At 73.1% G+C, this 13380-nt stretch carries 6 protein-coding genes and 2 pseudogenes; 3 read left to right on the top strand and 5 right to left on the bottom strand.

From position 1 onward, the window contains the following. Positions 1 to 29 precede the first annotated feature (29 nt). Complete coding sequence (locus ACIBJG_RS27180; protein ID WP_399311238.1) at positions 30 to 3545, bottom strand: protein kinase; 3516 nt, start codon at positions 3543 to 3545, stop codon at positions 30 to 32. A 186-nt stretch (positions 3546 to 3731) separates the two neighbouring features. Between ACIBJG_RS27180 and ACIBJG_RS27175 the strand changes: the two genes are divergently transcribed. The 3 genes and pseudogenes from ACIBJG_RS27175 to ACIBJG_RS27165 all read left to right on the top strand — a co-directional run. Next, the gene (locus ACIBJG_RS27175; protein WP_399311234.1) at positions 3732 to 6362 is read left to right on the top strand and encodes a tetratricopeptide repeat protein; all 2631 of its coding nucleotides are present in this window, start codon (positions 3732 to 3734) and stop codon (positions 6360 to 6362) included. Between the two features lie 234 nt (positions 6363 to 6596). Next, positions 6597 to 7159 (top strand): annotated as a pseudogene (locus tag ACIBJG_RS27170) (hypothetical protein); the annotation flags it as partial. Between the two features lie 21 nt (positions 7160 to 7180). Further along, positions 7181 to 7300, top strand: a pseudogene (locus ACIBJG_RS27165) (3-hydroxyacyl-CoA dehydrogenase family protein); the annotation flags it as partial. A gap of 58 nt (positions 7301 to 7358) precedes the next feature. On the opposite strand, the gene ACIBJG_RS27160 reads toward ACIBJG_RS27165, so the two are convergent. The 4 genes from ACIBJG_RS27160 to pheS all read right to left on the bottom strand — a co-directional run bounded on the left by ACIBJG_RS27160 (position 7359) and on the right by pheS (position 13361). Further along, positions 7359 to 7889, bottom strand: a complete 531-nt coding sequence (locus ACIBJG_RS27160) for an NUDIX domain-containing protein (protein WP_399311232.1) — start codon at positions 7887 to 7889, stop codon at positions 7359 to 7361. A 51-nt stretch (positions 7890 to 7940) separates the two neighbouring features. Continuing rightward, complete coding sequence (locus ACIBJG_RS27155; protein ID WP_399311230.1) at positions 7941 to 9281, bottom strand: transcriptional regulator; 1341 nt, start codon at positions 9279 to 9281, stop codon at positions 7941 to 7943. Between the two features lie 442 nt (positions 9282 to 9723). Next, entirely contained in the window at positions 9724 to 12234 is a 2511-nt protein-coding gene (gene pheT / locus ACIBJG_RS27150; RefSeq protein WP_399311228.1) for a phenylalanine--tRNA ligase subunit beta, read from the bottom strand. After that, a complete protein-coding gene (pheS, locus tag ACIBJG_RS27145) occupies positions 12234 to 13361 on the bottom strand; it encodes a phenylalanine--tRNA ligase subunit alpha (protein ID WP_145762505.1) in 1128 nt (375 codons plus the stop codon). The genes pheT and pheS overlap by 1 nt, the downstream gene beginning before the upstream one ends. Positions 13362 to 13380: the final 19 nt, after the last annotated feature.

Raw genomic sequence — 13380 nt, 5'->3', positions numbered from 1 at the left:
GCCAACCGCCGCCCACTCGACTCGTGTGGTCATCGCGAAGCCTCCCCTTCCCCTTCCGAAGCAGCGAGTTCCCAGTCGAGTTCCCATTGGTGGACGGTCCCGTCGGCGCTGCCGGAGAGCAGCAGGCGGTCGTCCGGTGTGAGAGCGAGGTCCTGCACCTCCTCGGCATGCCCCTCAAGGGTCCTGATACGGCGCCCGGTGGCCGTCTCCCAGATGTGGACGTACCCTTCGCCGTCCCCGGAGAACGCGAACCGTCCGTCCGAACTCAGCCGCGCCACCCAGACCTCGCACGGCTCGTCGTCCTCGTCCATGGCCTTCTCGTCGTCCCGCACCTCACCGAATCCTCGGACGAACCGGCCGGTCACCGCGTCGGTCAGCCAGAGCGTCCAGCCCTCGTGCTCCCCGGCGTTCAAGACGTACCGGCCGTCCGCGCCGAGGCACACCGAACTGACCCAGGCGCCCGGTTGCGACACGGTGACATGCGTCCCGGCGTCGATGTCCCACACCCGTACAGAACCGTCGTAGTGGGCGGACACCGCCCGCCGCGCGTCGGGGTCGAGCCACACGCTGTTGACCTGGACACCGTGCCCGGGCAGCGTCCGCACACACTCTCCCTCGGTGATGTCCCACATCCGCAGCCCGGTATCCATGCAGGCGGCGAGGACGAGTCCGGCCGCGCTGACGGACGCCGTCCCGCGGTCTCCTGTCACGCCGACGCCGCGACGGCCCCGCAGGCCGTCGCGGGGGTCGGTGTCCAGCCGCACCGGCCAGTGTCCCGCCGGCGCCGACCGCATGACGATCTTTTGCCTTCCGCTCGCCACCACCCGCCGTCCGCCGCCCGGCAGTCCGACTCCGCCCGAACCGTCGTCCTCCCACTCCACGATCTGCGCGCCGCTCGCGGTGTCCCACAGGCGGACCACCCCGCCCCCTGCCCCGCACGCGATGCGCCCGTCCGCGGAAACCGCCACCGACGACACCGGGGTGAGGGCGCGAAGTGTTCGCACCGGTCCGATGGAGCGCAGCCCGGCCCTGATGGCCGTGGCTCCCAGCGTCCGCCACAGGTCCATGGCGCGCGGATCGCGTTCGTGACCGGGCACGACCCTGGCCCGTTTGACCAGGTCCAGCGCCTCGGGGGTGCGGCCTGCGGCGAGCGCCTTCTCGGCCGCCGCCAGGAGCGCCGCCGCCCAGCGGCCGTGCCGGTCCAGATCCACCTGTCGGCGGGGCCGGCCGAGTGCCGGCGCGGCGGTGAACATCCCGGGCGGGTCCCAGCTCAGCCACCGCGCCTCGTCTTCGTCAACGACCGCCGCCGCGTGATTGCCGACGCTGATCAGCGGGCCCCTGTGGTCGGCCCTGCGCCCGTGGAAGGTCCGCAGACAGCGGCCCTTGTCCAGGTCCCAGAGGCGCAGGCGGCGGTCCTCCTCCACCGCGGCGAGGGCGAAGCGTCCGTCGGGGCTCAGCGTGAGCGTCGTCACGATCCACCCGGGTCCCGTCATACTGCGCACCAGCCGGCCGCGGTCGATGTCCCACACCTGGATCTCGTGGCGCCGAGGGCCGGCGATCACCGCGAGGACGGCACGACGCCCGTCGGCGCTGAGCGCCATGGCGTTCACCTGCCGCTTCTCCGGCAGCCTCCACAGACACCGTGCGGTGGCCAGTTCCCAGGCCTGGACCATGTGGTCCAATGTGTCGGTTCTCGCACCGGCCACGGTCAGGGCGCGGCTGCCGTCAGCGCTCAGCTCCAGAGCGGTGAACTCCTCCGTCTGCACCGCCGGGTCGGACGCCCTGTACCACCGGCCGTCCGGGAAGTCCCAGGCGACGAGGCGTCCGTTCAGCACAGCGGCCGCGGTACGTGCGTCGGGAGTCAGCCGCAGCTCGCTGACGCGATGCGGTCGAGGACCGGTGACGCCGGGTCCCCGCAGCCCGATACCGCGCCCCTCCACGAGGTCCCACTGCTGTACGACGCCGTCGGCGTCGGCGGACACGGCCCGGCGGCCGGCGGCGTCGATGTCCAGGGCGACGATCTCCTTGTCATGCCCTTCCAGGGCGTGCCGGCACTCCCCGCTCGGCAGGTCCCCCAACCGGATCCGGCCGTCGCTCCCGCCGGCCAGCAGCGTATTCCCGTCCGCGGACAGGCGCCGTCGCGTCCACCCGCCCCTTCCGGGCAGCGCTTCGGTGCGAACCGTGGTCCCCCGGCCGGCCTCCAGCACGCGCCGCAGCGCTGCGGACTCCCGCGCGCCCGGGCGGTCGTGGTCCATCTCGTCCAGGAGCGAGCGGGCGCTGTCGTGGTCACCGCGTTCCAGATGCACCTGGGCCAGCAGATACCGGGCCCACCACGGGTCGGTGCCGGTGTCGGCGCGCAGGCTTTCCAGACGGGCGATGAACTCGTCGTCCAGGAGGACACCGCCGCGCCACTGGTGCAGCCCGAGGTTGTACGTCGCCGCCAGATGCCGCGGGTCGGCGGCCAAGGACTCCTCGAAGGCCCGCTCGGCCTCCTCCGACCTGCCCAGGTCGAGCAGGGAGAGGGCCCGGTTGTTCAGCTCGTCGGCGCGCAGGTCCGCAGCTGTCGGCACCGGGCGGGGGTACGGGGTGCCGGTCAGCTGCTCGTACAGATCCACCAGTACGCCGGCGACGTCAGCCAGCGAGGCGGGTCTGCGGGCCGGGTCCTGGCGCAGACAGCGCGCGAGCAGACCTGCCAGCACGTCCGGCATGACGGACCGGCCGTGCTGGCCGCCCGAGGCGCTCTGCGCCCGGAATTCGGCCAGCGCCTCTTCCGCGGCGGGACCTGCCAGCCACGTCACCTCACCGGTGAACATCTCGAGCACGGAGACGGCGAAGCTGTAGATGTCGCTGCGTCGTCCCACGCGTTCCCCGGCCGCCTGCTCGGGTGAGGCGTATGCCAGGGTGAGGCCGCCGTGGGTGACGAGGACCGTCCCGCCCGGCCGGTCGACGCCCGTCGGCGAGCCGGTGCCCGTGCCGAAGCCGGTGCCCTTGCCGGCCCGGGCCAGGCCGAAGTCGGTGACCTTCACCGTGCCGTCGAGGCCCACCAGCACGTTGCCCGGTTTGACGTCCTGGTGCACCAGGCCCCGGCCGTGGGCGTGGTCGAGCCCCCACGCGAGCTGGATCGCGAAGTCGACGATCCTGGCCTGCGCAGCCGCCTCACCGCCCTCGTACAGCCTGCCCTCCCTGATCCGGTCCGCGATGCTGCCGCCGCCCACGTACTCCGAGAAGACCCGTGGAACGCCGTCGAGCGTCCGGACGTAGTGGCAGGCGCACACATGCGGATGGAGCCCGAGCGACACCCACGTCTCCGCCTCGGCCACGAATCGGTCGAGGAAGCCGTCCGTGGTGAGCAGTTCGGGGCGCGGGGTCTTCACCGCCAGGAAGATTCCCCACTGCCGGTGCAGCACCCGGTAGACGAGGCCCATCCCGCCCTGCTCGTGCACCCCCCACACCTCGTACTGGCCGTCGATCACGTCGTGGACCTGCCAGCGCCCCGACGCCCCGGTCCAGCCCTGGACGCCGCCCATCGCCCCCGTACCGCCCATTCCCCCGTACCCTCCCTTCGCCGGCGGGCCTCTGTCGCCCGCCCCTGATCAAGAGCAACGCGCACCACCGGTCCGCCGAGCCCCGTGCCGTTTCCGACGGCGTGGCAGGGCCGTGCGGTTCCCGCCTGGTGCCGAACGGCGAAAGCCGCTTGCGCCGTACCGCGCAACCAAAGCTACGATCCGGCGATGGCCAACCCTGCGGAGAACAGCGGCAGTACACGATCAGCGGCGGCCAGTGGGCACGGTCGGACCCGCACCGCGAGCGACGCGGCTGAGCACCTGAGCCGGATCCAGTGGGCGGCGACGCTGCTGCCCCCTGCCGAAGCTGCGCGCGCCGCCGCCGAACTCGCCGCCACCGGCCTCGCCGCGGCGGCCGTGCCCTGCCTCCCCGCCGAGCGCGATGAAGGCGAGGGGGGCGAGGGGAGACACACACCTCCCGCCGTCCGCCTGCCCGACGAGCAACTGATCCCCGCCCTGCGCGCGGCAGCCACCGTGGAGGCCTGCGACGCACTGCTCGACGCCGCCCCGGTGGACTGGGACGCGGTGGCAGCCGCTCACGCGCTGGAACCCTTCGGCCGTACGCCGTCGCGTGGCCTGATCGCCCGCCGGGACTGCCCCGACGCACTCACCGCCGCGCTGCTGACCCCCTGGCATCCGCAGGTCGCCAACCGTCTCGCGGCCCGCCAGAAGGCCCGGCCGTCGGCAGCCGGCCGACCCCCGGCACGCTGGCACGCACCGCCGCCCCCGGCCCCTCCGTACGAACTGCCCGACACGGTCCGCCACTTGCTCCTGCCGTGGCTTTCCCGGCTCCGGGTCCCGTTGCTGCGCCTTCTGCTGACCGCGGACAAGACCCGCGAGGTGGTGCGCGCGACCACCCGCCTGGACCGCCTCGTGGCAGCCGTGGATCGCTGCGACCGCAACCACGTGGAGAAGATGCACGCGTTCTGGGACACGGTCGGCGCCGAGCTGCGGGCCGCGCTGGAAGAGGACCCGACGGCCTGGAGGACCGCCGCGGAACGGCTGCCCAGGCATCAGGGCAGCCTGCGCCAACTCCTCGACGGCCTCCGCGAACCGGTGCCCGGCTCCCGGCGGCGCAGCCCGGATCTGCGTGTTCTGGCCCAGGCGCCGCCGAAGGCCCTCGCCGCCGTCCTCGCCGGCCTCGACGACAAGGCCCTGGAGGGGGCGGCCGAAGCGTTCACCCGGCCCAACGGCGTACGCATGGGCGGCGAGCTCCTCGGCGCCGCCCTGGCCAGGGTCGAGCGGGCCGGGGTCCCTCCGCGCCGGGTCTTCGCCCACTGGGCGCACACCTTCTCGTACGCGTGGGAGCGCGAGCCGGCGGTGGCCGCCTGGCTGTACGGGCTGGACGGACGCGTCGACCGGCTCGCCCGCACCCATCCGCGCCTACGCCGCCGGATCGCCGCCGCCCAGCCGGAGCGCCCCGCGGCCACGGATCTGGTGGCCGAACTGCGCGCGAACCCCGGCCCCGTCCAGGCACAGCTCGTACTCGACGCGACCTGTGCCGACGACACGCCGTGGACCCGGCTCGTCGAGGCGCACACCGCCGAGCCGCTGCCGGAGTCGGTGCTGTGGGTGCTCGCCGCCCGCCCCGGCTTCCCCACGGCCCTGCTCGGCGCGCTGCCGACCGAACCGCTGAGCAACCTGGCAGGCCAAGGACCCGAGGCCGCCCGCATGGCCCTCGCCAACCTGCCGGACCCCAACCCGGCCCACAATCTCGTCCACTGCAACCCGGCCATCGTGAGATCGACGATCCACAGGGTCCGTTCCACGGGAGTGCTCGACGACCGCACGGTACTGGCAACGGCACGCCCCGCCGGCGCGGTCCTGCTCTACGGGAGCGGCCTGTCCCCCGACGCTCCCGACCGCGACTCCTGGAACGCGGCCTGCGCGAAGCTGCTCACCGACGCCGCGAGCCGCTCCGGCCCCGGCTTCTGGCATCTCCTCGCCAACCGGCTGCCCACCTTCAAGGGGACCCTGCCCGAACTCCTCGCCCCACAGCCGGGCGACGCCACCGTGGCCTGGCTCTACGAACTCGCGGAGAACCCCGTCGAGTTGCCCCAGGCAGGTCCCGTGCCCGCGCTTCTCGAGCGCTACGAGACCCAGGTACGCGCCGCCATCGCGCACGTGCGCCCCGGCGCGGACGCCCCGTCGGCGGCCGGGTTCCCGGACCGCGAGGCGGCGTTGCACTGGCTGGACTGCGAATGGGCCACCCTGCCCGTGGTCGCCCGCGTCGCGAGCACGCTGCGCCCCGGCCTCACGATCGAACTGCCGCGCCTCCTCGACCGCTACCTGGACTCGCGAGGCCGCATCGCCGAGCTGATCCCGCTGGCGGAGATGGCACGGCAGACGGCGGCCCGCGTCGGCGACCGACAGGGTGAGGCCCTTGCCTGGGCCAACCTGGGCGTAGCCCTGAACAGACTGCGGCGCTACGACGAGGCCGTCCCCGTCAACGAACAGGCCCGCGCCCTCATGAGCCGAACCGGTGACCACGACCGCGAAGGCCGTATCAGCCGCAACCTGGGCACCGCTCTGTGGTCCCTGCGCCGCTACCCGGAAGCCATCGCCGCTTACGATCGCGCCCGTATCCTCTTCCGCGGGGCCGGTCTCCCCGTCCGCGAGGGCAACGTCTGCCGAGACCTGGCCCGCACCTTGCGCGACGCGGGTCGCATGGCCGAGGCCGCTGCAGCCTGCCGCGAGGCCGTCGCGCTCTTCGGGGAGACCGGGCGCGACCGTGAACTCGGCGAGGCGAAGCGCGAACTGAGCCGACTCACCCTGGCGGCTTCGGCGCGCCCTCGGTGAGCCGGTCGATGACCGGGCTCCGCTCCGCGCCCTTGGCGTCCGTGGCCGTGGCCGAGTGGCCGAGTGCGCGAGTCGGGCCCCGCGTGCCGCCGGGGACCTCGCCGCCCGCCGCATTGCCATGCACAGGCCGCAAGTGTCGGCCGCTACGACGCAGCATGCCCTGACACGCCCGCGCCCTGATCCTCCGTCGCCGTCACCCGGCCGGCACCGCCGCCTCGGTGAACGGCGGCGGCGATGAAGAAGACCACCGGAGCCGTACTCGGTCGCTGCGCAACCGGCCCGCTGCTGTTGGCCGTTCCGATCCTCGCCGCCGTCGCCAAGCAGGTGAAGGCCATCCTGGACGGCGGCGACAAAGGCTCGGTCTCCGTACCGGGCCTGGAGGACCCGGCCGATCAGGTGCCCAACGCCAAGACCATCCAGGCCACGGGCGTCGCGATGGACATCCCCGGCCGGGGCAGGTCGTAGCCCGGGCGACCGCCCTGCAGGGGGCCGTCGAGCCCCTGCTGCAGAAGGTCGGCGACCCGTCGCCGAGTCCTTTCGCCGTCCGGCTCGGCCGACGACGGTAGCCCTCCACCCAGCACCCCGGGCGGCTGTCCGGCGGACGGGGACGGGACCGACTTCGGAACATCCCGGCCGGCGCGCTGCCGGCCGGCTTCACGATCCCCGCCAACGCTCCGCCGAAGGTTCAGACGGCAATCCGGTGGGCGCTCGGTCGGCTCGGCACGCCGTACCAGTGGGGCGGGAGCTGCACCGACTCCCACGGCAAGGACGCGATGGGCCGGTGCGACTGCTCGTCCTGGATCCTGCTGCGCAGCACCGACCAGTTGTGCGCCGAGTACAAGGAGCCGCTGTACGCCGCGCCCCCGCTGCTCCAGCGCATGGTGGACGCGGGCCGGCTCGGCCGGAAGACCGGCTCGGGCTTCTACCCGTACGCCTGAGCCCCACGCCCACCCGTGCGAGGGGCCCGGCGGCCCCTCGCACGTCGGCGGAACCGGTTCAGCCGAGCCGTAAGTGGTGGAGCATCATCAGCCCGGCGGCCATCCCCGCGGCCGGGACCTCACCGCGGGCGATCATGTCGGGCACCAGCTTGAGCGGTATCCACTCGCGGCGCGAGGACTCGAAGCCGTCGACCGGCTCACCGGTCCAGCGGGCCTCCTCGCCCCAGTAGAAGTGGTGCCGGGCGTCGGTGAGCCCGTTGGACGGCTCCACGGTCAGCAGCGGATGCAGCGGGCCGGGGCGCCAGCCGGTCTCCTCCTCCATCTCCCGGGCGGCCGCGGCCGCCGGCTGCTCTCCGTCCTCGACCACACCCGCGGCGAGCTCCCAGCCCCAGCTGTCGGTGATGAACCGGTGCCGCCAGAGCAGCAGGACCTCGTTGGCCTCGTTGACGACGGTGGCCGCCGCGACGGCCCGGAGCCGGATCACGTAGTGGTCGAGGTGGCGACCGTCGGGGAGGACGACATCTGCCAGATTGACCCGGAACCAGCGGTTCTCGTACACAGATTGTTCGTTCAGGTTCGTCCACTGCACAGTTTTGCCACCTTCTGACTTGTAGGTGGCCATATCGCAGCAGACCTTGGGTCACAGCGGTACGCGCAGCGCCCCGTCGACGAGATCCGCGGCCCGTTCCGCCTCCGCGCTGCCGCTCGCGACCAGGTGTTCCCGTACCGCCCGCAACCGGTCACGCAGTCGCTGCGACTCCATCCCCCGGGCGCTCTCCGCCATCTCCGCCGCCGTGACCGCCGCCCGGTCGGCCTCGCCCTGCCGCAGCTCGATCGTGGTCAGCATCGCCAGCCGGTGGACCCGGCCCCGGTCGTGCGCGGGGGTTCGCACCGCGGCCGTGGCATGCTCCCTGGCCGCCGGCAGGTCCCCGAGGCCCAGCAGGGCCTCCGCCACCTGGACGTTGACCAGACCCGGCTGTACGTACCCCGTCTCGTCCGGCTCCTGACCGGGCCGGATCCGCGTCGCCTCGGACTCGGCGCGCCGGATGCACCGCAACGCGCTCGGCGCGTCCCCGAGACGGGCGTACGCCTTGGCCTGCATCGCGTGGAGGTCCGCCGCCAGTGCGGGGGTGATGTCGCTCCCGGCGGCCCGCAGCGCCGCCTCGGCGAACGCGACGGACTGCCGGTAGTCGGCGAGGAAGAGCGACTGGTTCACCAGCAGGGCGATCACATAGCCGCCGAGCCCCCGGTCCCCACTCGCCTTGGCCAGCCGCAGCGCCTGGTGGAAGTAGCGCTGGGCGAGACCGTGGGCGTCGGAGTCGTACGCGCAGATGCCCGCGACGGCTACCAGCGCGCCCGTCGCCCGGTGCAGCTGACGGCCCGTCGCATCGCTGTAGCCACCGCGCAGCAGCGGAGCAGTCTCGGTGTTGAGGAAGCCGACGACGCGCGAACGCGTCGCGACTCCGCCCGCCTTGCGATACATCAGTTCGTAGTGGGAGCGGGCGGCCCGCAGCGTCGCTATGTCGGCCGGACCGACCCGGTGCGGGCCCGCCCGGGACACGTCGGCGTCCTCGGGCGGGTTCTCCCACTCCCAGACGGGCATCACCGCGGTGGTCCCGGTGACGGCCGGGGCGGCGACGACATGCGGGCGCTGCTGGTCGTCGGAGCGCCACAGGGCGGTGGCCCGCTCGACGAATCCGGTGAGCGAGGAGCTCTGCACAGGTGGGTGGCCGCCGAGGGACGCCATGCCGACGTCGTCCAGCGAGAGCGCCCGGCCCAGACGGTTTCCCAGCACTTCGCAGATCAGGTCGGGCACCTGGCCGCGCGGCCGCTGGCCCTTCAGCCAGCGGGCGACGGCGGTGTGTTCGTAGCGCAGACCCAGGCCCCGGGTGCGGCCGGCCCGGTTCACATGTGCGGCGAGCCCGGCCCGGGAGACACCCGCCTCGTCGATCAGAGCCTCCAGCATTGTGTTGGGCTCCATTGCCCCCATTGCCCCCTCCGACGGTTCTCCACGCCAGGACGTGTCGCCCCAGTGGAGCACGATTCACACGGGGTGTGAACGGAATGCCCGAACCGTCCCGCTGCGCACCCTGCCGCACCGGTCCGCGAATCGATTGAATGAGTCCCTCGCAAGAGGCGGCCGGGTCGTCTGCTCCCCCTCGTACAGCACGACGACCCGCTCCCGCGCCGTCCGCTCTGCCGACCTGCCCGACACTCCGTGGCAGGGCGGACGGCGCCGGATCGCACGACCCACTGCCCACGGATCGGAGGGTTGTTGCGGGGCCGGCCGGGACCCGGGTTCCCCCGGGCCGGGCCGGGGCCCGTGTGCGGTCCTCCGCCTCTGGGCGAGCACACAGGAGGGGCGTATCCGGTGGCCGGATACGCCCCTCCTCAGTGTGCGGATGCAGTGTGCGGATGCGCCGTTACGCGCCGCGCAGCACCGCGCCCGTGCGCTCGGCGGCCAGTGCCACCGCCGTGTCACGGGCGGCGCTCGCCTCGTCGACGGTCAGCGTGCGGTCCGCGGCACGGAACCGCAGCGCGTACGCCAGGGACTTGCGGCCCTCGCCGATCTGCTCACCCGTGAAGACGTCGAACAGCCGCAGCGACTCCAGGAGTTCGCCCGCTCCGTCGCGGAGCGCCCGCTCCACGTCGGCGGCGGGCACGTCCTGGTCGACGACGAGTGCGACGTCCTGGGTCGCCACCGGGAAGGTGGAGATCCGCGGCGCCTGGAGGGCGCCATCGACGGCCTGCTCCAGGACGTCGAGCTCGACCTCCATGGCGCAGGTGCGCTCGGGCAGGTGGAGCTCCTTGATGACGCGCGGGTGCAGCTCGCCGGCGTGCCCGAAGAGGGTCTCCTCGCCGTTCACCGTCACATACAGCGCGGCGCAGCGGCCCGGGTGCCAGGGCGCGTGCTGACCGGCGCGGACCGTGAGGTCGACACCGGCCTCACGGGCGATGGCGCGGGCGGCCTCGACGGAGTCCGCCCAGTCGGCCGGGCGGCCCTTGCCCCACCAGCCGGCCTGCTCGCGGGCGCCCGCGAGGACGACGGCGGCGCGGCGCGGCTGACGCGGCAGCGCGGCGTCGAGCGAGGCGATCTCCTCGTCGGAGGGGCGCCGGTCGACGGACAGCCGGACCGGCTTCGTCTCGTGGCCGGTGGGCCTGAAGACGAGACCCGTCTCGAAGAGCGCGAGGTCGTGGCTGCCGCGGCCGTCGTTACGCCGCAGCGTGCCGAGGAGACCCGGCAGCAGCGTGGTGCGCAGCGACGGCTCCTCGTCGGAGAGCGGGTTGACGAGCTTGACTGTGCGGCGGCGGGCGTCGTCCGCCTCCAGGCCCAGCTGGTCCAGGACCGCCTCGCCGGTGAACGGGTAGTTCAGCGCCTCGACGTAGCCGGCGCCGGCGAGGGCCCGGCCGATCCTGCGGTGCAGCCGCTGGCGGTCGGTGAGCCCGCGGCCGGACGGCGGGGTCGGGAGCGTGGACGGGAGGTTCTCGTAACCCTCCAGCCGGATGACCTCTTCGGCGAGGTCGTTCGGCTCGTTCAGGTCGGGCCGCCAGGACGGGGCGGTGACGAGGAGCTCGTCCTGCCCGTAGACGTCGCAGCCGACCTCCTGGAGGCGGCGTACGACGGTCTCGCGGCCGTACGCGACACCGGCCACCTTGTCCGGGTGGTCGGCCGCCATCGTGATGGTGCGGGGGCCGGACGGGGCGCTCACCTCGGTGACGCCCGCCTCGGCGGTGCCGCCGGCGAGCAGAACCAGCAGGTCGACGGTGCGCTGCGCGGCAGCGGCGGCGGCCTGCGGGTCGACGCCGCGCTCGAAGCGCTTGGACGCCTCGGAGGCCAGCTTGTGGCGGCGCGCGGTCCGGGCGATCGAGATCGCGTCGAAGTGCGCGGCCTCGATGACGACCTCGGTGGTGTGCGTGCCTTCGGAGGCGTCGGCGATCTCCGTGTTGGCACCGCCCATGACGCCCGCCAGGCCGATCGGCCCGCGGTTGTCGGTGATGACGAGGTCGGCCGCGTCCAGGACGCGGACGGTGCCGTCGAGCGTGGTGAGCTTCTCGCCCTGCTCGGCGCGGCGCACCCCGATCGGACCGTCGATGCGGGTCCGGTCGTAGGCGTGCAGCGGCTGGCCCAGTTCGAGCATCACGTAGTTGGTGACGTCGACGGCGAGCGAGATCGGCCGCATGCCGGCCTTCTGGAGCCGGCGCTGCATCCAGATCGGGGACCGGGCCTCGGGCTGGAGGCCGACCACGGTGCGCGCGGTGAAGCGGGAGCAGCCGATCGGGTCCGCGACCTTGACCGGGTAGCCGTACGCGTTGGGCGCGGGTACGTCCAGGAGGGCCGGGTCGCGCAGCGGCAGGCCGTAGGCGATGGCGGTCTCACGGGCGACGCCGCGCATCGACAGGCAGTAGCCGCGGTCGGGCGTGACGGCGATGTCGAGGACCTCGTCGACGAGCTGGAGCAGCTCGATCGCGTCGGTGCCGACCTCGTGCTCCGGCGGCAGCACGATGATGCCGTGCGTGCCGTCGTCGCCCATGCCGAGCTCGTCGGTGGAGCAGATCATGCCGTGCGAGGTCTTGCCGTACGTCTTGCGGGCGGCGATCGCGAAGTCGCCGGGCAGCACGGCGCCGGGCAGGACCACGACGACCTTGTCGCCGACGGCGAAGTTACGGGCGCCGCAGACGATCTCCTGCGGCTCGCCGGTGCCGTTGGCCGTGCCGACGTCCACCGTGCAGAAGCGGATGGGCTTCTTGAAGCCCTCCAGCTCCTCGATGGTCAGCACCTTGCCGACGACCAGGGGGCCCTTGAGGCCGGCGCCGATCTGCTCGACCGTCTCGACCTCCAGGCCGACGGCGACGAGCTTGGCCTGTACGTCACGGCCGGTCTCGGTGGCAGGCAGGTCGACGTACTCCCGCAGCCAGGAAAGCGGGACGCGCATCAGATCTCCATCCCGAAGGGCCGGGTGAACCGGACGTCGCCTTCGACCATGTCTCGCATGTCTTCTACGTTGTGGCGGAACATCAGCATCCGCTCGATGCCGAACCCGAAGGCGAATCCGCTGTACTTCTGGGGGTCGACACCGCAGGCGATGAGCACCTTGGGGTTGACCATGCCGCAGCCGCCGAGCTCGATCCAGCCCTCGCTGCCGCAGGTGCGGCAGGGGCGGTCCGGGTTGCCGACGGACTCGCCGCGGCAGACGTAGCAGACCATGTCCATCTCGGCGGACGGCTCGGTGAACGGGAAGAAGTTCGGCCGCAGCCGGGTCTTCATGTCCGGGCCGAAAAGGGCCTGGACCATGTGGTCGAGGGTGCCCTTCAGGTCGGCCATGGTGAGGCCCTCGTCGACGGCGAGCAGCTCGATCTGGTGGAAGACCGGGGTGTGCGTGGCGTCGAGCTCGTCGGTCCGGTAGACCCGGCCGGGGCAGACGACGTAGACCGGGGGCTCGCGGTCGAGCAGGGTGCGGGCCTGGACCGGCGAGGTGTGCGTGCGCAGGACGACACCGGACTCGTCGTTCTTGGCACCGTCGGCGCCCTCGACGAAGAAGGTGTCCTGCATCTGCCGCGCCGGGTGGTCGGGCACGAAGTTCAGGGCGTCGAAGTTGAACCACTCGGCCTCGGCCTCGGGGCCCTCGGCGACCTCGTAGCCCATGGCCACGAAGACGTCGGCGACGCGCTCCATGATCGTCGTCAGCGGGTGGCGGGCACCGGCCGGGGTGCGGTCGTAGGGCAGCGTGACGTCCACCGCCTCCTCGACCAGGACCCGGGCGTCCCGCTCGGCCTCCAGCTCCGTCTGGCGGGCGGCGAGCGCCCTGCCGACGGCGGCGCGGGCCTGGCCCACGCGCTTGCCGGCCTCGGCCTTCGCCTGCGGCGGCAGCGCGCCGATCTCGCGGTTGGCGAGTGACAGGGGCGAGGTACCACCGGTGTGCGCGGTCTTCGCCTGGGCGAGCGCGTCGAGGTCGCCCGCGGCGGCGAAGGCGGCGAACGCCTCGTCCCGGATGCGCTCGATCTCTTCCGGTTTCAGTGCCTCGACCTCGACTGGGTCGTACGACTTGTTCGGTGCCGACATCTCTTCCCGTACTTCCGAT

Source organism: Streptomyces sp. NPDC050422 (genome assembly GCF_044458665.1).
Classification (GTDB): Bacteria; Actinomycetota; Actinomycetes; order Streptomycetales; family Streptomycetaceae; genus Streptomyces.
The sequence above is the reverse complement of the archived record's forward strand: the minus strand, read 5'-3'. Positions and strand labels throughout refer to the sequence as shown.